The sequence below is a fragment of the Rhizobium sp. 862_C5_N1_2 genome (assembly GCF_051811205.1).
Lineage (GTDB): Bacteria > Pseudomonadota > Alphaproteobacteria > Rhizobiales > Rhizobiaceae > Rhizobium > Rhizobium leguminosarum.
Map to the genome: position 1 here is coordinate 753,243 of NZ_JBPWPT010000001.1, position 19,897 is coordinate 773,139.

The 19,897-nt window shown below is 63.0% G+C and carries 17 protein-coding genes, 1 tRNA gene and 1 pseudogene; 11 read left to right on the forward strand and 8 right to left on the reverse strand.

Translation table 11 applies throughout. The features are described from left to right. From ACD590_RS03675 to ppdK, 6 genes are all read left to right on the forward strand, one after another. Complete coding sequence (locus tag ACD590_RS03675) at nucleotides 1-498, forward strand: DUF721 domain-containing protein (RefSeq protein ID WP_018245166.1); 498 nt, start codon at nucleotides 1-3, stop codon at nucleotides 496-498. Continuing rightward, entirely contained in the window at nucleotides 498-692 is a 195-nt protein-coding gene (locus ACD590_RS03680; RefSeq protein WP_018245167.1) for a hypothetical protein, read from the forward strand. The genes ACD590_RS03675 and ACD590_RS03680 overlap by 1 nt, the downstream gene beginning before the upstream one ends. Before the next feature lie 258 nt (nucleotides 693-950). Continuing rightward, nucleotides 951-1,175, forward strand: coding sequence for a type II toxin-antitoxin system RelB family antitoxin (gene relB, locus ACD590_RS03685; protein WP_018245169.1), 225 nt, complete (start codon nucleotides 951-953; stop codon nucleotides 1,173-1,175). A gap of 213 nt (nucleotides 1,176-1,388) precedes the next feature. Beyond that, on the forward strand, nucleotides 1,389-2,159 hold the full coding sequence (locus ACD590_RS03690; protein ID WP_112906128.1) for a DsbA family protein: 771 nt from the start codon (nucleotides 1,389-1,391) through the stop codon (nucleotides 2,157-2,159). A 96-nt stretch (nucleotides 2,160-2,255) separates the two neighbouring features. Further along, nucleotides 2,256-5,717, forward strand: coding sequence for a chromosome segregation SMC family protein (locus ACD590_RS03695; protein ID WP_439002165.1), 3,462 nt, complete (start codon nucleotides 2,256-2,258; stop codon nucleotides 5,715-5,717). A gap of 757 nt (nucleotides 5,718-6,474) precedes the next feature. Then, a complete protein-coding gene (gene ppdK / locus ACD590_RS03700) occupies nucleotides 6,475-9,183 on the forward strand; it encodes a pyruvate, phosphate dikinase (protein WP_283186171.1) in 2,709 nt (902 codons plus the stop codon). A gap of 36 nt (nucleotides 9,184-9,219) precedes the next feature. Here the strand turns inward: ppdK and ACD590_RS03705 are convergent, their stop codons facing one another. Beyond that, the gene (locus ACD590_RS03705; RefSeq protein WP_018240962.1) at nucleotides 9,220-9,498 is read right to left on the reverse strand and encodes a hypothetical protein; all 279 of its coding nucleotides are present in this window, start codon (nucleotides 9,496-9,498) and stop codon (nucleotides 9,220-9,222) included. Nucleotides 9,499-9,811: 313 nt separating this feature from the next. Further along, nucleotides 9,812-10,009: a hypothetical protein gene (locus ACD590_RS03710; RefSeq protein WP_012756389.1), complete on the reverse strand. Its 198-nt coding sequence runs from the start codon at nucleotides 10,007-10,009 to the stop codon at nucleotides 9,812-9,814. Between the two features lie 144 nt (nucleotides 10,010-10,153). On the opposite strand from ACD590_RS03710, the gene ACD590_RS03715 reads away from it, so the two are divergent. Next, on the forward strand, nucleotides 10,154-10,399 hold the full coding sequence (locus ACD590_RS03715) for a hypothetical protein (protein WP_018449220.1): 246 nt from the start codon (nucleotides 10,154-10,156) through the stop codon (nucleotides 10,397-10,399). Nucleotides 10,400-10,414: 15 nt separating this feature from the next. On the opposite strand, the gene ACD590_RS03720 is transcribed toward ACD590_RS03715, so the two are convergent. Further along, a complete protein-coding gene (locus ACD590_RS03720) occupies nucleotides 10,415-10,807 on the reverse strand; it encodes a hypothetical protein (protein ID WP_018240964.1) in 393 nt (130 codons plus the stop codon). A 339-nt stretch (nucleotides 10,808-11,146) separates the two neighbouring features. Here ACD590_RS03720 and ACD590_RS03725 point away from each other — a divergent pair, with 339 nt between their 5' ends. Together ACD590_RS03725 and ACD590_RS03730 are read left to right on the forward strand one after the other, a co-directional pair. After that, on the forward strand, nucleotides 11,147-12,058 hold the full coding sequence (locus ACD590_RS03725) for a DUF1499 domain-containing protein (RefSeq protein ID WP_439003508.1): 912 nt from the start codon (nucleotides 11,147-11,149) through the stop codon (nucleotides 12,056-12,058). Nucleotides 12,059-12,450: 392 nt separating this feature from the next. After that, nucleotides 12,451-14,313, forward strand: a complete 1,863-nt coding sequence (locus ACD590_RS03730) for an adenylate/guanylate cyclase domain-containing protein (protein ID WP_439002166.1) — start codon at nucleotides 12,451-12,453, stop codon at nucleotides 14,311-14,313. A 333-nt stretch (nucleotides 14,314-14,646) separates the two neighbouring features. On the opposite strand, the gene ACD590_RS03735 is transcribed toward ACD590_RS03730, so the two are convergent. Genes ACD590_RS03735 through ACD590_RS03745 form a run of 3 tightly spaced genes read right to left on the reverse strand, consistent with a single transcriptional unit; the run spans nucleotide 14,647 to nucleotide 17,747 of the window. Further along, nucleotides 14,647-16,371, reverse strand: coding sequence for a DUF4166 domain-containing protein (locus ACD590_RS03735; RefSeq protein WP_439002167.1), 1,725 nt, complete (start codon nucleotides 16,369-16,371; stop codon nucleotides 14,647-14,649). Beyond that, entirely contained in the window at nucleotides 16,368-16,817 is a 450-nt protein-coding gene (locus ACD590_RS03740) for a thiol-disulfide oxidoreductase DCC family protein (protein ID WP_439002168.1), read from the reverse strand. Before ACD590_RS03740 ends, ACD590_RS03735 begins: the two co-directional genes overlap by 4 nt. A gap of 21 nt (nucleotides 16,818-16,838) precedes the next feature. Then, nucleotides 16,839-17,747, reverse strand: coding sequence for an MBL fold metallo-hydrolase (locus tag ACD590_RS03745; protein WP_439002169.1), 909 nt, complete (start codon nucleotides 17,745-17,747; stop codon nucleotides 16,839-16,841). A 162-nt stretch (nucleotides 17,748-17,909) separates the two neighbouring features. Between ACD590_RS03745 and ACD590_RS03750 the strand changes: the two genes are divergently transcribed. Both ACD590_RS03750 and ACD590_RS03755 read left to right on the forward strand, forming a co-directional pair. Further along, nucleotides 17,910-17,983: transfer RNA gene (locus ACD590_RS03750), tRNA-Gln, on the forward strand. Between the two features lie 171 nt (nucleotides 17,984-18,154). Beyond that, nucleotides 18,155-18,856, forward strand: a complete 702-nt coding sequence (locus tag ACD590_RS03755) for a hypothetical protein (protein WP_439002170.1) — start codon at nucleotides 18,155-18,157, stop codon at nucleotides 18,854-18,856. Between the two features lie 71 nt (nucleotides 18,857-18,927). On the opposite strand, the pseudogene ACD590_RS03760 reads toward ACD590_RS03755, so the two are convergent. Both ACD590_RS03760 and ACD590_RS03765 read right to left on the reverse strand, forming a co-directional pair. Then, nucleotides 18,928-18,993: pseudogene (locus ACD590_RS03760) on the reverse strand (recombinase family protein); the annotation flags it as partial. Between the two features lie 53 nt (nucleotides 18,994-19,046). Continuing rightward, complete coding sequence (locus ACD590_RS03765) at nucleotides 19,047-19,826, reverse strand: SDR family NAD(P)-dependent oxidoreductase (protein WP_439002171.1); 780 nt, start codon at nucleotides 19,824-19,826, stop codon at nucleotides 19,047-19,049. Between the last annotated feature and the right edge of the window lie 71 nt (nucleotides 19,827-19,897).

The following is a 19,897-nucleotide window of genomic DNA, read 5'->3' on the forward strand; positions in this document are numbered from 1 at the left end:
ATGAGTTATCCACGCAAAGATGTGAAGCAGATCTCCGAGCTGGCGAACGGGCTGATCGATCCCGTTCTTGCCCGGCGCGCCGGCATCAGCACGGCTCTGCTCGGCTCGTGGAGCGAAATCGCCGGCGAGGATTTCGCCGATTGCACCCGGCCGGAAAAGATCGCCTGGGCCCGCGGCGGCAATGAGGTCGGCGGCTTCCGCCCCGGCGTGCTGACCATTGCCTGCGAAGGCGCGCGTGCGCTCTTCCTCACCCATGCCCAGGGCGAACTCATCCAGCGCATCAACAGCTTCTTCGGCTTTGCCGCCGTCCACCAGATCCGCATCGTCCAGAAGCCGGTCTCACAACCGATCCGCCGCTCCCGCACCCCGGCGCCGCTGAAAGGCGAAGCCGCCCGCAAGCTCGAAGGCATGATGGAGGGGATCGAGAACGACAAGCTGCGCCAGGCAATCCAGCGCTTGGGGACAGCGGTGATGGGCAAGCGGGGGAATCAACGCTGATGAGCAAAACGCCCAACTTGACCGGCAACGCCAAGACCGGCGGCCTGACTGAAGCCTGTGCTGAAAAGATCAGTGCGGTTGACGGCCTGGTGCTCAGCCCGCGCATGCGCAAGCTCCTCGCCGAGACCAAGGATCAGCCGCCCGAAGAACGCCGCCAGGCGATCCGCGCCCAGTTCACGCGCAAGTGCGCCTAAGCGTTGGTCTATACCGCCGAATCCGATCCCCTCTGTTATCCGGTCGGCCTGCCATTCAATGCGGAAGTGCTTGATCGTGAACGTGTCATCGAGGCCATGATCGAGAGCTTTGCGGGCTCCGAGCAGCCGCTACGACGCTGATCCTCGACATCTTCACCGAACCTTGACGCTACCCTCTTGAACTTTCCTCGGCGGTGTAGAGGCACTGGCAAAACGCTTCGGATGCCATATTTGTATATAGCAGACGGGAGAAAAATCATGCTGGTCTTGCAGTTGCCCCCTGATATCGAAGCGCGGCTGAATGAGCTTTCCAGGCGTACCGGCCGCAGCAAGAGCTTCTATGTGCGGCAAGCCATCCTCGCGCATCTCGACGATCTGGAAGATGTCTATCTTGCCAAAAGGCGCCTCGAAGAACTTCGCCGCGACGAGGGCGATAGCGTGCCGTTGGCCGAGCTGACGGCGCGTTACGGGGTGGACAATTGAGTTTCATCGACCAGCCGATACCGGCTGGCAGCCGCCGCGATATCTATCGGCAAAATTCGCAGACGGACCAATCTTGCAATTTTTGGTCTAGTCGTCTTCCCGCGGTCACAATTCTTTGAAGGAAGTTGGTGAAGCGTGGCTTGTGAGCGGCCGTCAGCCGTTATATCGCACAGTCACGCCGTCAATCTCATTAGTTATGGGGAATCCATGCAGATGTCCGAAATGCAACTGACGAAACGCCGCCTGCTCAGCGGTATCGCCATCGCCGCAGCTGCCGTTGCGCTTGTCGCCTGCAACGACAGTAAGGACGCTGCCGATGCTTCGTCCTCCGGCAAGACCATGGCTGATGGCACCAATGTCGACACCATGCAGACGGCGGCCACAGCGGCGACCGAAATGCCGCAGTCCGACGGCGATGTCGACATGGCCGCAGTGCTGAAGCCCGGCGCGCTGCCGGAAATGGCGCTTGGGAAGGCCGACGCCCCGGTCAAGATCGTCGAATATATGTCGATGACCTGCCCGCATTGCGCTCATTTCCACAACACCACCTTCGACACGATCAAGCAGAAGTACGTCGACAGCGGCAAGGTGCAGTTCATTATCCGCGAATTCCCCTTCGACCCGCGCGCTGCCGCAGCCTTCATGCTTGCCCGCTGCAGCTCTTCCAATCCGGAACAGTTGAGCACGCCGGAACAGTATTTCCCGATGGTTTCGATGCTGTTCAAGCAGCAGCAGATCTGGGCCGCCGCCGATGACGGCCGCGCCGCACTGCTGCAGATGTCGAAGCTTGCCGGATTTACTGAGGATAGCTTCACGAAATGCTTGACGAACCAGAAGCTTCTGGATGAAGTGAACGCCACGCGGGAAAGAGGTTCCAAGGATTTCGGCGTCAACGCCACCCCGACTTTCCTCATCAATGGCAAGCGCTACTCTGGAGACATGCCGGTTGACACCATGTCGAAGCTCATCGACAGCCTGCTCTGAACCGGATCGTTTCGATAGAACGGGCGACGGCGAAAGCCGTGCGCCCGTTTTTTTGTGGCTGCATGACAAGCCCGTCCCGCGCTGCGGAGCTTCTGCATGAAGTTCAACAAGCTGCGCCTGGTCGGCTTCAAATCCTTCGTCGAGCCGACGGAATTCATCATCGAGCGCGGACTGACCGGCGTTGTCGGCCCGAACGGCTGCGGCAAGTCGAATCTCGTCGAGGCGCTGCGCTGGGTGATGGGCGAGAATTCCTACAAGAACATGCGCGCCTCCGGTATGGACGACGTGATCTTTTCGGGCTCCGGCAACCGCCCGGCGCGCAACACCGCCGAAGTGGCGCTCTATCTCGACAATGGCGAGCGCACCGCGCCTGCCGCCTTCAACGACAGCGACGAGATCCAGGTCACCCGCCGCATCGAACGTGAACAGGGTTCGCTCTATCGCATCAACGGCAAGGAAAGCCGCGCCAAGGACGTGCAGCTGCTGTTTGCCGACGCCTCTACCGGCGCGCGGTCGCCGTCTATGGTCGGGCAGGGGCGTATCGGTGAGCTGATCCAGGCCAAGCCGCAGGCCCGCCGCCAGCTGCTCGAAGAGGCGGCCGGCATCTCAGGCCTGCATTCCCGCCGCCACGAGGCCGAACTGCGGCTGCGCGCCGCCGAAGGCAATCTCGAGCGTCTCGACGACGTCACCTCGCAGCTCGAAAGCCAGATCGAAAGCCTGAAGCGCCAGGCCCGCCAGGCAAACCGCTTCAAGACGCTGTCTGCCGATATCCGCGCCCGCGAGGCAATGCTGCTGCATATCCGCTGGGTGCAGGCCAAGGAAGCCGAGGCCGAGGCCGACAGCGCGCTGAACCAGGCGACCTCAGTCGTCGCCGAAAAGGCGCAGATGCAGATGGAGGCGGCGAAGAACCAGGGCATCGCCAGCCTGAAACTGCCGGAACTGCGCGAGGGCGAGGCGCGTGCGGCCGCCGCCCTGCAGCGCCTGCAGATCGCCAGAAGCCAGCTGGAGGAGGATGCCGGCCGCATCCTGCGCCGCCGCGACGAGCTGACCCGCCGTCTCGCCCAGCTTGCGGAGGATATAAGCCGCGAAGAGCGGCTGGTGGCTGACAATGCCGTCATCCTGGCGAGGCTCGATGCCGAAGAGGCGGAGATTTCAGAAATCCTTGCCGATTCCGGCCGTTATGCCGAGGAAACCCGCGAGGCCTTCGAGGAGGCGGCGGCAAAGCTTGCCGACAGCGAGCGCATCTTTACAGCGCTGACGGCCGAGCGCGCGGAGGCGGCTGCCGGCCGCAACCAGCTGGAACGCGCCATCCGCGATCTCACCGACCGCCGGATGCGCCTCGAACGCCAGATGGATGAGGCAAACCAGGAACTGTCAGCCGTCGGCGAGAAGATCGCCGGCCTGCCCGATCCCGACGAAAAACGCGCCATCGTCGAGGCTGGCGAGATCGCCGTCGCCGACGCAGAAGCCGCGGTTCAGCTGGTCGACCAGGCGCTTGCCGTTGCCCGCCAGACCGAGGCGCTGTCGCGCGCGCCGGTCGATCAGGCCCGCTCGAGCCTGAATGCGCTGGAGACCGAGGCCCGCACCATTTCCCGCATGCTCGCCGCCGGTGCCGCCGCCGGCAAATTTCCGCCGGTTGCCGACGAACTGAAGGTCGATCGCGGCTTCGAGACGGCACTCGGTGCCGCCCTCGGCGACGATCTGGAATCGCCGCTCGATGCCGAGGCGCCGGCCCACTGGTCGGACAATGGCGATGGTTCTGGCGATCCCGCCCTTCCATCCGGTGTTGCGCTGCTGCTCGATCATGTCCGCGCCCCGGCGGCACTCACCCGCCGCCTGCGCCAGATCGGCCTGGTTGCGGAAGCGGAGGCGCAGTCGCTGATGGCGGCGCTGAAGCCCGGCCAGCGGCTGGTGACGAAAGAGGGTGCGGTCTATCGCTGGGACGGCCACGTCACCGGTGCCGACGCCCCAAGTGCTGCGGCGCTCCGCCTTGCCCAGAAGAACCGCCTGGCCGAACTCGAAAGCGAAGCAGCCCTTGCCCGCGACGTGCTTGCCGAAGCCGAAGAGCGGCAGGCGGCCGCCGCCGAAGCGATCCGCGCCGAGGAGCGCCGGCTTGCCGAGGCGCGCGACATGAGCCGCCTGTCGGCGCGTCATCTCGCCGAAGCGCGCGATGCGCTTGCCGCCGCCGAGCGTGCTTCCGGCGACCTCATCCGCCGCCGCGATGTCGTCAGCGAGGCCGCCAGCCAGCTGCGCGCGCAGCTGGCGGAGATCGCTATCCAGGAAGAGAATGCCCGCATCGAGCTGGAGGACGCGCCTGATCTGACGGCGATCGACGAGCGGCTGCGGTTCCAGCAGGCGGAAGTTGCGACCGATCGCGGTGCGCTGGCCGAAAGCCGCGCCCGCCATGAAAGCCTGGCGCGGGAAAACGAAGCCCGCCAGCGCCGCATCATGGCAATCGGCCAGGAGCGCGACACCTGGCGCCAGCGGGCGGCAAGCGCCGAAGACCATGTCGCCACCCTGCGCGAACGCGAGGAAGAGGCGCGCGAGGAGGCAGCCGAGCTCGAACTGGCGCCGGATGAATTCGACGACAAGCGCCGCGCCTTGCTCAGCGAATTGCAGAAGGCCGAGGAGGCGCGTCGCCAGGCCAGCGATCTGTTGGCTGAGGCCGAACGCATCCAGCGCGAGGCCGACCAAAAGGCGACGACGGCGCTGTCGGAACTTGCCGAATGCCGTGAACGCCGCGGCCGCGCCGAGGAGCGCCTGGTCTCCGCCCGCGAGAAGCGGCAGGAAAGCGAAGGCCGCATCCGCGAGGTCCTGAACGTCGCGCCGCACGAGGCGCTGCAGCTGACCGGGCGCCCGACCATGCAGGCGCTTCCCGATCCGCGCGAAGTCGAGCGCGAGCTGGAACGCCTGAGGATCGAGCGCGAGCGGCTGGGTGCTGTCAACCTGCGCGCCGACGAGGAGCAGAAGGAGCTGAGCGAGAAGCTCGAAGCCTTGATCAAGGAACGCGACGATGTCATCGATGCGATCCGCAAGCTGCGCGGCGCCATCCAGAGCCTCAACCGCGAGGGCCGCGAACGGCTGATCGCCGCATTCGACATCGTCAACGCCCAGTTCCAGCGGCTGTTCACCCATCTTTTCGGCGGCGGCACCGCCGAGCTGCAGCTGATCGAATCCGACGATCCGCTGGAAGCCGGCCTGGAAATCCTCGCCCGTCCGCCCGGCAAGAAGCCGCAGACCATGACGCTGCTCTCGGGCGGCGAGCAGGCGCTGACGGCAATGGCGCTGATCTTCGCCGTCTTCCTCACCAATCCGGCGCCGATCTGCGTGCTCGACGAAGTGGACGCGCCGCTCGACGACCACAATGTCGAGCGTTACTGCAATCTGATGGACGAAATGGCGGCCTCCACCGAAACCCGCTTCGTCATCATCACCCACAATCCGATCACCATGGCCCGCATGAACCGCCTCTTCGGCGTCACCATGGCCGAACAGGGCGTCTCCCAACTCGTCTCCGTCGACCTGCAAATGGCCGAGCGCCTGCGCGAGATTGCCTAAAGCAATTCCAGGAAAAGTGCGCAGCGGTTTTCCGTCCGGAATTGCGAAACCAAAGACAATAATTCCAGGAAAAGTGCGCAGCGGTTTTCCGTCCGGATTGCGTGAAACCAAAGACAATAATTCCAGGAAAAGTGCGCAGCGGTTTTCCGTCCGGGATTGCGCGAAACCAGGCAGGCGCAATTTCAGCAAAGGTGCGGCGCGGTTTTGCGCCCAGAAATTGCGTAAAATCAAGGGCCGAGCAATAAACACCAAAAAAGGTCGGCTCTCTTGTCGCTTGTACCCCATTTGGGTGATGCTCTTTTCGCTGACTTGCATTAGAAGTTGTTTCAACGCAACCTAATTACTCTGCTGGAAAGCGGGCGACCAAAGGTTGCGCATTGTCGAATTTGCGTGCGGTTTTCCGGGCGAGGGCAAGAACCGGAAACCGAGAGCAAATCTTGGGAAGTAGCGATCTATTTTCCCAGGAATTGCGTATGACAAGGTCAGAGCGGTTCTCTTTACAAAAAGCTGAGCCGTTCCTGGGTTGAGGGACCCCCCGTCCGGTTTTCCTGGCCGGACGGAAACAAGGCTTTGCGGGACATTGTTGCAGTCCCGCAAAGCTTTTTTTATGCCTTGTATGCTGTTTGGGCGCCTTTCAACCGTTTCGATGCCGGCCACGGCCAAGATTTATTGTGCAGCGCAACATTCTGCCGCATTTGTCGATTTTCATTTCAACACCAACGGATTAAGCTAATCCCGATTTGGTGTTGGGGGGAAGATGACCAAGTGGGTCTATAGGTTCGGCGACGGGCAGGCTGAGGGCCGGGCGCGCGATCACGAGATTCTGGGCGGCAAGGGCGCCAATCTGGCGGAAATGTGCGCGCTCGGATTGCCGGTGCCGCCGGGGCTGACGATCGTCAGCGATGCCTGCAACACCTATTACAAGAATGGCCGCCACATCGAGGAAGCGGTGAAGGCTGAGGTGCGCGCCGGCATATCGGCGATCGAGGCGGTCACCGGCCGCCACTTTGGCTCCGTCAGCCAGCCGCTGCTGCTGTCGGTGCGCTCCGGCGCCCGCGTCTCGATGCCGGGGATGATGGACACGGTGCTCAATCTCGGCCTCAACGACGAGACCGTGCAGGCGCTGGGTCATGATGCCGGCGACGCGCGTTTTGCCTGGGACAGCTACCGCCGCTTCATCCAGATGTATGCCGATGTCGTCATGGGCCTCGGCAACGACGCCTTCGAGGAGATCCTGGAAGACGAGAAGGCCAAGCTCGGCCATGAATTCGATACCGAACTCAGCGCCTCGGAATGGCAGCATATCGTCTCGCTCTACAAGAAGCTGATCGAGGAGGAGCTGGAGCGGGAATTCCCGCAGGATCCCGAAGTCCAGCTCTGGGGCGCGGTCGGCGCCGTCTTTTCCAGCTGGATGAGCGCGCGCGCCGTCACCTACCGCCAGCTCCACAATATTCCGGAAGGCTGGGGCACGGCGATCAACATCCAGGCGATGGTCTTCGGCAATCTCGGCAATTCGTCCGCCACCGGCGTTGCCTTCACCCGCAACCCCTCGACCGGCGAGAGGGCGCTTTACGGCGAATTCCTGGTCAATGCCCAGGGCGAGGATGTGGTGGCCGGCATCCGCACGCCGCAAAGCATCACCGAGGAGGGGCGGATTTCCTCCGGCTCCGAAAAACCCTCGATGGAAAAGCTGATGCCCGAGGCGTTTCGCGAGCTCTGCCACATCTGCACCGAGCTCGAGATCCATTACCGCGACATGCAGGATATCGAATTCACCATCGAGCGCGGCAGGCTGTGGATGCTGCAGACCCGTTCGGGCAAACGCTCGACGCGGGCGGCAATGAAGATCGCCGTCGACATGGTCGATGAGGGAGTGATCACCGAGGACGAGGCGGTGCTGCGCATAGAGCCCTCCAGCCTCGACCAGCTGCTGCATCCCACCATCGATCCGCGCGTCACCCGCCAGGTGATCGGCACCGGGCTGCCGGCGTCGCCGGGCGCTGCCACCGGCGCCATCGTCTTCACAGCGGAAGAGGCGGTCGAGGCGGAATCCGAAGGCCGCAAGGTCATCCTGCTCAGGGTCGAGACCAGCCCTGAGGATATTCACGGCATGCATGCCGCCGAAGGCATTCTCACCACCCGCGGCGGCATGACCAGCCATGCGGCGGTCGTTGCCCGCGGCATGGGCATCCCCTGCGTCGTCGGCGCCGGCACCATGCGCATCGATCAACGCAACGAGCGGCTGCTCGGCATCGGCGTCACCCTGAAGAAGGGCGATATCATCACCATCGACGGCTCGGCCGGCCAGGTGCTGAAGGGCGAGGTGCCGATGATCCAGCCGGCGCTGTCGGGCGATTTCGGCCGCATCATGGGCTGGGCCGACCGCGCCCGGCGCATGACGGTGCGCACCAATGCCGATACGCCGGCCGATGCGCTGGCCGCCCGCTCCTTCGGCGCCGAAGGCATCGGCCTTTGCCGCACCGAGCACATGTTCTTCGAGGGCGAGCGCATCCATGTGATGCGCGAGATGATCCTTGCCGTCGATGAGACGGGCAGGCGGCTGGCGCTCGACAAGCTGCTGCCGATGCAGCGCCTCGATTTCACCGGCCTCTTCACCGTCATGCACGGCCTGCCGGTAACGATCCGCCTGCTCGATCCGCCGCTGCACGAATTCCTGCCGAAAACAGACGACGAGGTGGCCGAGGTCGCCTTCGCCATGGGCATGGAGCCCTCCGTGCTTCGCCAGCGCGTCGATGCGCTGCACGAGTTCAACCCGATGCTCGGCCATCGCGGCTGCCGGCTGGCGATCTCCTATCCTGAAATCGTCGAGATGCAGGCCCGCGCCATCTTCGAGGCGGCGATTGCCGCAGCCCAGGAGACCGGGGCTGCCGTCGTGCCGGAGATCATGGTGCCGCTCGTCGGCCTGCGCGCCGAACTCGATTACGTCAAGGCGCGGATCGATGCCGTCGCCGGCGACGTGATGAGCGAGGCCGGCATGAAGATCGATTATCTCGTCGGCACGATGATCGAGCTGCCGCGTGCGGCCCTTCGCGCCCATGTGATTGCAGAAGCTGCCGAATTCTTCTCCTTCGGCACCAACGACCTGACGCAGACCACCTTCGGCATCTCGCGCGACGATGCCTCGGCCTTCATCCCCACCTATCAGCGCAAGGGCATTATCGAGCACGATCCCTTCATCTCGCTCGATTTCGACGGTGTCGGCGAATTGATCAGCATCGCCGCCGAACGCGGCCGGCGCACCCGCAACGACATGAAGCTCGGCATCTGCGGCGAACATGGCGGCGACCCGGCCTCGATCCGCTTCTGCGAGACGATCGGCCTCGATTATGTCTCCTGCTCGCCGTTCCGCGTGCCGATCGCCAGGCTGGCGGCGGCGCAGGCGGTGATTTCAAATGGTCTGGACGAGGTCCGGCGCGGTCCGAAAGAGCTGCGGGCTGGCTTGTAAGATATTCGGTGGAGTTGGGCAGGGCGCCCGTGGCGCTCAGTGATGATACCGCCAGCGATCGCGGTAGATATAAGGCCCGTTCAGATCCCAGGCCATGCTCTGCATCATCTCGGCACTCTGCGCCCGCGATTCGGCCCGCCGGTCGAGATCGATGCGCTGCAGGCAGGTGGCAAAACCATCGGTGCCGCGGCGGAAGCCATAGCTCAGGCACCGCTGCTCATCCGCCGCCCGCCGCTCCTCCGGCGTCATCGTCTGGCAGGCCGACAGCCCGGCGACGATGGTGGCCATGACGGTGATGAGAAGACGAATACGCATTGGTTTATTCCTTGGAATGCCTGCTCCGAGCAAAGGCCATTCGGGCGAGGGCGTCAAGCTGCTCTTCCCAGGAGATCGCTGAGAGCTGGGGGATTGCGCGAGCCATGTGCCGTGCAGCCCCCTCATCCGACCCTTCGGGCCACCTTCTCCCCGCTGGGGCGAAGGGGATTTGCCGCAACGTCTCGATCCCCTCTTCTCCCCTCGGGGAGAAGGTGCCCGTAGGGCGGATGAGGGGGCCGCACGGCACGCCATTCATTGCCCGTCGCTTACGCTCAGTGCATCGCGGCTTTGCCGCCGGCACCGGCCGGACCTTTCACGCCGCCCCCGCCGGATCCCCAATCGGCAGCAGCGCCGGATTGAGCGGTGGATCCTGCGGGTTCTTCGTATCGGCCGGATCCTGTGCCGGCGTCAGCGGCGGTTTTTGCTGGATGGGGTCGGGAATGCCGGGTGTCGGCGTCGGGCCGCGCGGCGTATCGGCATTGGGTGTCGGGATCGGATCTTTGTTGGGCATGAGTGCCTCCTTTTCGAAAAAAGGAACGGCAGCCCTAGCACTTGGTTCCAATTTCGCCGGCCAAGCTTTCTATGCATGAGGGGCATTCCTCTGTATGAGGAAAGCATGGCCTCTCGAAAAGAGGCCGGAATCACTGGAACGAGCATGGCCCTTCGCGATCGATTTTCGAAAAAACTGAACTGTCCGCAATGCGGCAATGAGGGCTTTGCCGAAGCCTCGGAAGTTGATGATCCCAAGCGCAAGCACCCGGATTTCAAGGTCGATCAGCTGCCGCGCGGCTTTGGCGTGCAGCGGCCCTCGAACAACCAGGAAAATTTCATGATCAAATGCGAATGCGGGCGCAAGTTTCCCTTCCGCAGTGTTGCGGAAGCCGCGGCCGAGCGCCGCTGACATCTTGATCTAGACCTAGATCCGCTCCAGCAATTCGATGAAGGCATCGGCGAAACGCACCAGCGGCGCGGTCTCTTCGTCAGGCGCCTGCATGCGGATCTCCGTGCCGTGATCGTCGAGCAGCGCCAGCACCACGCGCATCTCCTGGCCGTCATCCGGAATGCGCAGCACGGCGATGCGCCGGCAATTCTGCACGAGGCCGCCGGCCGGCAGGTCGAACAGCAGTTCGCCGCCGGAGCGTGCCGCCGCCTGGCGCACCGCCTCGCAGAAGCCGGCATCGCCGCCGGCATAACCTTCGAGCGAAAGTTCGAGCTCGAGCAGCTCCATCGGCAGCATCGGCTCGGACTGGTGGTCGATCCCGCCAAGCGCAGACGCCTGCGGCCTTGCTGCAATCTCGGGTGAAATCATCCCGTCTCTCCTCTACATCTGGAGATGAAACCGCGGCAGAATGGCTCTTTTTTGACATATCAGCAAGGGCTTATGAAGCAGCCCCCGTTTCACCATGACCTTCCGCCGTGGATTCCAACGCAATGCCTCAGACAATAGTTTCAATTTAGCCGAACCTTGCCCCAGATCCGGATGATTTTAGGCCGGGCCGGCCTAAAATCTGAATCCGGATCTAAATCAAAGAATAGAGCATGATGTCGTCCGAAAACCGCTTCACACTTTTCGGCATCATGCTCTAAACAGGGTGAGGCGATTTGCGTGTTCGAACGCGCGGGCGCTGACGAGCAACCGGTAAGTTTGATGGCCATCCGCTTCGACCGCCCCGTTTCCAACGCCGCCCGCTTTTCGCGGCTGCTCGGGGCGTTTTCCCTGGTGCTGGCGCTGGCTGTGATGATCGCCCACCGCTTCGGCGGCCTCGCCACACCCTATCTGGTGCTGCTGCTGATTGCCGCCGCCGGCGGCGCGCTGCTCGCCGTCATGCTGGCAGCCCTCGGGCTGCGCAGCCTCTGGATGACGGGGGCCGAAGGCGGGCTGGCGGCGCTGGCGGCGCTGATCTATGCCGCCTTTCCGCTCGGCCTCGGCGCCTATGCCACCGAGCACTATCTGACACTGCCTGATATCTACGACGTCTCCACCGATCCGGTCTCCGCACCCGACTGGCTGTCGCCGCGCTATTCCGACCAGATCTGGCTGAAGCGCAACGCTGATGTGACGCCGGAGGATCGCGAAAAGCAGCTCGCTGCCTATCCCGAACTGACCGGCCGGCGCTATGAGGGCGCGCTCGACCGCGTGCTGGAAGCGGTGCGCAAGGTCGCCAAGATGAGCGGCATTACCATCACCAAAAGCAGTGGCGACACCGAGCCAGGCCGCGATCCCGAGGACAGACCGGTCAAGCCGCCGCCGGCGAGCGACGATGCCGTGGCCGATGCGCCCGATGTCGTCCCCGTGCCGACGCCGCGCCCTTATGACGATGATGTCGCCAAGCTGATCCGCGGCGCCACCGGCGTGACGCTGCAGGGCACCACCCGCACGCTGATCCTCGGCCTGCGCTTCGATATCCTCATTCGGCTGCGCGAAGAGGCCGAAACCACCTTCGTCGACATCCGCGTCGCCTCCCGCTACGGCCAACACGACCTCGGCTTCAGCGCCGCAATCGCCGGCGATTTTCTGAAGGCGCTGGATGCCGAGCTGCTAGGAATTGCTGGGGGGTGAGCAACGGTGGCGCAAAGCGCCAGCAATCGATCCAGTGAATCGATTGCAGTTGCGAACGCCCTGAGCCCAAAGCGAAGGGCCGGGATACGGTGCGGCAAACTCGCGCTATAAGGTAGCAACTGCCACCAAACGCTGGTTCCTCGAGTCGTCAACGGCGCGGCCGAATCTAGCACCGCGCGAACCGTACCCATCGCTATTGCGTCTCGACTGCCATGCGGCCTCAGCCTCACGCACCGTGTGAAAAAACGGAGCTGCGTCACGCTGAGGTAAACCAGTGAAGCAAACGGAAGACCAAGACCCAGCACCTTTGGATCGACTCTGCGGCCGCGCGTGAAACGTGCAGCAAAATCATGTACGGTGTTTAGCGCGGAATTCCTGTTGGGAGCGAAGACATGGAACGCAGATTATCTGCAATCCTGGCCGCCGACGTAGTCGGATACTCCGCACTTATGGAGCAAGACGAAGCGGGCACCTTTGACCGCCTTCGAGCCCGACGCACTGAGCTTTTTGAGCCCGAGATTGCGGGGCATCACGGGCGGGTCTTCAAGCTCATGGGAGACGGCCTGCTCGCGGAGTTCGGCAGCGTGGTCGACGCTGTCGAGTGTGCCGTATCTCTCCAGCGCGGAATGGCGGAGCGCAACGCTTCTGTAGCGGAGGAGGAGAGACTCAACGTCCGCATCGGCATCAACCTCGGCGAAGTGATCATGGACGGCGATGACCGCTATGGCGAAGGTGTGAACGTCGCGGCCAGGCTGGAGCAACTCGCCCCCCCAGGTGGGATCTGTGTTTCAGGCAAGGTGGCGAAGGAAGTCGAGAATAAGCTCGCGTTTGCCTTCGACTCTGCCGGGCAGCGGAAGGTCAAGAACATCGAAGAGCTTGTCGAAGTCTACTACGTACGCATCGACGCCTCGCCACGCCGACGCCTTCCGCACAAGCGCGGGATCGGCCGTCCGTGGTGGGCACTCGGAGTCGCGGCAGCCATTGTGGCCGTGGTGGCCGCCTGGATGGCGCTGTACTATCCACTGACAGCGCGCTCCCCTGCAGTCTCCAGTACGATCCCATCCGTCGCCGTGCTTCCTTTCAAGGATCTGAGTGCCGACGAGAGCCTGGGATACTTGGGAGAAGGAGTGGCGAACGACCTCATCGCTATCCTCTCGCGCTTTGCTGATATCGCGGTCGTCTCGCGAACGTCATCGTTTGCGTATCAGGACAAGGAAGGTGACGTCCGCCAGATCGGCAAGGAGTTGGGCGTCGGCTATATCGTCGAAGGCAGCGTGCGCAAGGAAGGCGATAGGGTGCGCATCGTTGGGGAACTCATCGACGCTGAGACGGGGGACCATGTTTGGGCAGACCGCTTCGACAAGGCCGGAACCGACCCATGGGCGCTTCAGGATGAGTTGACCGGCAAGATTGTGGGGGCGATGACGGGCGAATGGGGAGCCATACGCAAAGCGGACTACAGTCAGGCTTGGGGCAAGGACAGCACCAACCTGGCTGAATACGACTACTACCTGCGTGCGGAAAGCCAATTGAACCTTTTCACGAAGGAAGGACTCGAGCGATCAGGTGACATCTCGCAGCAGGGGCTGCAGGTGTTCCCCGACTCCCCCTTATTGACCGTGGAGTTGGGGTGGTCTCACTGGATGAAGGTTGGGCTGCTTTACAGTTCTGACCCGCAGGCTGATCTTCAGGACGCGGGCCGACTGGCCGACAAGGTCCTCTCAAACAAGAACCTGAGCCCGCAGGTAGCGAGATTGGCACACTGGCTCCGTGCGTGGCTTCTAACGCTCAAGGGGGACCATGATGGGGCTGTTGCGGAAATGAACAAGGCCATTGCGGCGGCACCATACAATGCCTTCACCCTCACCGATGCAGGAAGTATTTTCCTACAGGCCGGTGAACCCGAAAAGGCGTTGGAATTGACCGACTCTGCAGCCGCTCGGGATCCGGGATTGTCCTGGTTCTTTAACTACGTGCGAGGCTTCATCTTCATCGTGCTTGGTAGAAACGAAGACGCAGTTGAGGTGCTGAAGACCACGGAATTTGCCGACGCGCCACTGCAACTCGCCATTGCCTATATGCGTCTTGGTCGCCAGGCAGACGCCCGAGCTGCCGTCGAAAAGATGCTCAAGTCAACGCCGGCTGCGACGATCCAGTCGTGGCGGCAGGCCTGGAACTTCCGAGATCCTTCCATTCTCGATCAAGCCGCCGCAGACCTTGCACGCGCCGGTCTTCCAAGTGGTCGCGCTCAATAGCAAAACGGATTGATGTTCACCCTTCGACGCCCCTACGGTGCCGCCGCAGGCGGCAGCAATCGATCCGAGGAAGAAATGACGGCGAAACGGAGTGCCGTGTCAGCCTCCCTCTGCCCTGCCGGGCATCTCCCCCACAGGTGGGGAGATTGGCTGGGCGCACCGGCTTCCCCAAGCAATGAACGTCCAGAACGGCGAAACGATAGATGGGCAGGAAGTTCAAGCTACCTGTGATCTCCCCACCTGTGGGGGAGATGCCCGGCAGGGCAGAGGGGGTATCTCGGCGCGCCGGTAAGGTGAGGTAGGGCACACCTCCCAAGGCCGCCACCACCCCCATCACCCCTCCACCACCAACCACCCCGTATACCGCACCACCAACCCCGTCAGCCGCCCACCAATCTCCACATGAAAGTGGAACCGCCCATCGCGCTCCTCCTCATAGGTATCGCCACCCGGCGCCAGAAACAGCGGCAGTGGAACTCCGAAAAACCGCCAGCCGCGCACGACGAGCCGCAGCTTCTCTCCCTCCGGCACCAGCGCCAAAAGCACCCGGAACGGCCCGAAGACTTCGGTGAGCAGATGCCGGTCGCGGCCCTTGCCTTCGACCTGGAAGCTGCGGAAGACCGTGCCGCCGAAATCCCGGGTCCAGATCTCCCTGTCGCCATCGGTTGCGAAGCGCACCGTGACCGGCACTTCCCAGCCCGCTTCGGGAAAGCCGATGACGCGGGCGACGACCCGCGCCAGCAGCCCGCCGCCGCGCTCGATCCGCGCCCGGCCGGAGGCGACGCGCGCGCCGCCGGCATGCAGGGCTGAAATGGCAGGTGGCAGCCGCTCAAAGGCGCTGCCGAGAATCCTGTGGTAGAGAGGCAGGGGCGCCTCCTCGTTTTCCATCCGGATGCCCGATGTGATCGAAAACCGCCGGAAGGCCGCTTCGAAATCCGAAAGCTGCAATTCCCCCGCCGCCGGCCGCGCACCGGGCTCTGGCCGCACGCCGGTCAGCAGCCGGCGCACCAGCGCGTCCACGCCGATGATCGGGATGAACGGCCCGTCATCACCTTCGGCAATCAAATGCCAGCCTGAAGTCAGCTGCTTTCCCACATGGTCGAGACCGCCGACGCGGACGAACATGCCGCCGCGATGCTCGCCGATCGCGAAACGATGGCTGGCGCCTTGCAGCAGCCGCGCAAACCGCAGCAACGATGGCAGGAGCCGGAGGCGGACAAGCCGTGCCGCGAGGCTGAGCAAGCGCTGCAGCAGTTGCGGCTCGGTGCCGACACCGGTGAAGCTCGATTGCAGGCCGGCAGCGCGCGCCGGCAGCAGCGCCAGATCCGGTGCATCCACAAGCAGGAACTTCCGGCTGCGCAGCGGCGTAACCCCCGGCGGCGCCACCGTCACCCGCATCGCATCGATCAGCCCGCGCCCGGCGGCCAGCCGTCCCGCGCGCAGCACCGTGACCTTCTTGCCGGCATAGGTCGCGATCGCCCTCACGACATTGAGCCCGATCCGCACATGCGCCGACGGGGCAATGCCCGCCGCGACACTGTCGATCCGCGAGAAATGCGGCGCCATCGCATCGAGTGCTGCGAAGGAGAGGGCGGGCAGGCTGCTCAGCCCCGAAAGCGCGAAGGTGCCCTTGGCCCTGGCCGCGGCATCGAGCCCACCGATGCCGGCGACGAAGCCGGTGCTGTCGGCGATATCGGCATAATCGATGTCGAGGTCGATGCAGGCCTCGGCCACCTTATAGGCATCCTCCCTGAAGGTCTGGAACGGCCCCGAGGCATCGACGACGAGATCGGGCCTCAGCCGCGTCAGCTGTTCGGTGAGATCACCGTCTCGGTCGAAGGCCACTGCCTGCACCATCGCGCCGAGATTATTGCTTCCCAGGCCCTCGGCTCCATCTTTCGGCGTCCGGAGATCTGCAACGAAATCGTCGGCCTTTTCAAGCGAGCGCCCCGCAACCAGCAGCCTGAGCCTGGGTTGATCGCCAAGCAGCCGGGCAAGCCGCCCGCCGAAGGTGCCGTAGCCGCCGATGATGAGCAGCGAAAACCGGTCGGCGCTCATGTGATGAAGCGGCGCCGCTGCTCCGGCGTCGGCACCATGCAGCTTTGCCGCCCGGCAATCTTCAGCCGGTTGCGGGCGATGAATTCATAGAGCGCATCGGCCACCGGCCGCGGCAGCAGCCGGAAGATCCTGACCAGCGAATAGGGAAAGCCGAGGCCCGCCACCATGCGGATCGTGCCGTCGGATTTGAAGAAGCCGCGGCCCTCTTCGATCAGGATATTGGTCTCGTAGTCGCGCGCATCGAGCCCGTAATGCCGGTAGAGCGCGGCACCCAGCGGCGTCTGCGCCGCGAGGAAGCGGTATCGCTGCTGCTTGTCATGTTTCAGCACGAATTTCACCCAGCCGGAACAGAACACGCATTCGCCATCAAAGACGATCAGCGGCTGGTCATCGGCAAAATCAGGCACATCGGCATCGCTGCGATAGCTGTAAGCGGCACGCTTCATGGTAATCTCCCCATCTCCCGCTTACAACAGCCGGTAGGTGGCGGCAAGCGAAGGCGGCCCATCGGCCGCAATCTCGCCGCGCTCCATGAGATTCTCGATATGGGCGAGCACCGAAAGGGCGGCCGCCCCATGCAGCTTCGGATCGGTATCGCGATAGATCACCTTCACCATCTCGGCAATCTGAGTGTCGCCCGCCCGCACGCGCGCCAGCACCGCCTGCTCGCGCTTGAGCCGGTGCGCCTTCAGCGCCCGGAGGAATCCGGCCGGCTCCGTCACCGGCCCGCCATGGCCGGGCAGCAGCAGCCGGTCCTGGCGCTCCATCAGCCGCTCGAGCGAGGCCATGTAATCCGCCATCGAACCATCCGGCGGCGCGACGATCGAGGTCGACCAGGCCATGACGTGATCGCCGGAGAAGAGGATGTCGCGGCCCTCCAGCGCGAAGGCGGCATGATTGGCCGTGTGCCCCGGCGTCAGCACCGCCGTCAGCGCCCAGCCATCGCCCGAGAGGGTCTGACCGTCGCCGATCGTTATGTCGGGCACGAAGGATATATCCGAGCTTTCGGCAAAGGGATTGATCTCGCCCTCCCGCAGCGGCCGCGCCGGCCGATGCGGCCCCTGGCCCACCGTCACCGCCCCTGTTGCCGCCTGCAGGCGGCCGGCGAGCGGAGAGTGGTCGCGATGCGTGTGGCTGACGAAGATATGCGTCACCGCGCGGCCGGCAAGCGCCGCCATCAACGCTGCAAAATGCGCCTCGTCCTCAGGGCCGGGATCGATGACCGCGACCGAGGAAGAGCCGACGATATAGCTGTTGGTGCCGAAAAAGGTGAAAGGGCCGGGATTGTTCACTGTCACCCGCTCGACACTTGCAACCACCGGCACGGCTTGCCCATAGGCCGGCTCGAAAGCGAGGTCGAATGCGGGACTGTCCATGAAGGAATGATCTCGGGCCGATGACGTCGCCAATTCCTAGCACGACGGCGGCCGCTACGCAGCGCATAAATCTGCGCCGGGTTAAACTTAGTCATTGTGACAGGCGAAGAGCTTTGCTAATCAGGCGTCGATTTGAGCAAGCGGTTTCCGCTCAAGCTCTGGTGGGGCGTCGCCAAGCGGTAAGGCAACGGTTTTTGGTACCGTCATCCCTGGTTCGAATCCAGGCGCCCCAGCCACTGTTTGTTTACTCAATAAAATCAATGAGTTATAATGTACAGTGAAAGATAGCCGTAACGGTTTCCGTGGCATGTTTCCGTATCATTTGCGCGATGGTTCATTTGAGTTTGACAACCAAAATCTAAACGCGAAACTCGCTTGAGCTACACCTTAAGATTCGCGAGGAATTAATGATCGAACGCGCTCGTGAAGCTTGGTTTCCTTGGAAAAAGGAAAACGCGATTTTCATTAGAGGTAGCGCGAGTGGGTCCTCGGAGCGGATTGCGCTCATCGTATCGACCTTGGCTCTGATCATGTCGGCTGCTGCAACGGTTGGCACTTGGCGTCAAACTGACCTGATGAAGGAACAACTGATTGCGGCCGACCGTAATGCTGGATCCTTGAGGATTAGCGAGGCACTTATGACTGCCTGTCGAACGATACGGAATGGCCCTGTTCGTGCTCGAAAGTGGAAAGTCTATCGCGGCGAAGACGGTAGGCCCGCGAAAAAACCAATCATCGGCAACGCGGAGGTTGATATTTCGATCGAGCAGCGGGAAGCTTATGGCAACGCGCTAGAGGATCTTCATTACAACCTTTCGACCGTCGGGCTTTACCGCGGTTTCGCCACCGAGGGTAAAACTCTCTTTTTCACTAAAATTATTGATCAAACTAGGAAGTCGATCGATAGCGCCATCGACCTAGTCGATAATACTCGCGTGGAGCTGGACTATGTTCGTCTCCGCTCGATTGGTGAAGAGTGTGGCCAAAACATCGACAACGCGGTCGTCGATGAAGTTGGCGTAGAAACCCTCAAGAAGCATGCGACCTCGCCGGAACTGGACCCTCTCGTTCTCAAGCTTCTCCAGCCAATTCCGGATGCCACCCACTAAGAAGCTGTTCAACGCTTTTTCATTTCTTGGGCGGAGTCAAGCCTAATTTTGCCTCTGCCGTATGCGCCCTACGCCTTGGCTCGCGTGATTCCTTCCCGTTGACGCTCCTTGATGAATCGGCGCTCCATCTGAGCGAGTCCAATGTCAAACGGTTCATGTCGTGTCGATGACAAGCCGCCGGTCTTAAACCTCACCCGCGCTCTGCAAACAGTCGAACACCCGTCAACTCCGCAAGCCTCCCCACCAGCGCATCCTGAAACCCAAGATCGCCAACCTCAGTCGCTGCCTCCCGCCGCTGCCGATGATACCAATACCCACCGCTGACCTTCGCAGCCCCTTCATCGCTCACCGCCAGCCATGTCTGCGTGAGATGTCCCATCTCAAGGTCATCGGGCGCGCCGGCGCCGCCCATCTTGGTCGGCACCCAGCCGGGGTCCACGGCGTTGCTCAGAACATCCGGCCAGTGGCGGGCGATGGCGGCGGCGAGGGTGGCGATGTAGAGCTTGCTTTCCGAGTAGGCCTGGCTGGCGTTCCACGGCCGCTTCTTCCAGTCGATATCGTCAAGGGCGCTGCTGCCGCCGCGGTGCATGCCGCTCGTGAGATAGACCAGGCGATCGGGGCGGATGATCCAGGCGGTGAGCAGATAGGGGGCAAGCACATTCACCGCCAGCGTCTTGGCGTGACCATCAGGCGTTTCGCCCCGGCTCCTCTCGAGGTAGATGCCGGCATTGTGGATGATGGCGTCCATGCGGCCGATGGCGTTGACCTGTTCGGCAATCGATCGCGTTTCCGTGGCGCTGGCGAGATCGCCGATGACGAGGCCGAGTGCGGCAGAGGAAATCTCTGATATGGCAGCGGCGCGCTCCCGGGAGCGGGCATGCAGCACGACGTCATGGCCCTCCTTCATCAGGGTGCGGGCGGCGGCAAGCCCGAGGCCATCGGTGGAACCGGTGATGAAAATACGGCTCATGGGGTTTCCTTTCGCGGTGGTGTGGAGGGCGTCAGTCAAGCAGCTTTCGTTGGGCTGCTCAATGCGGGAGT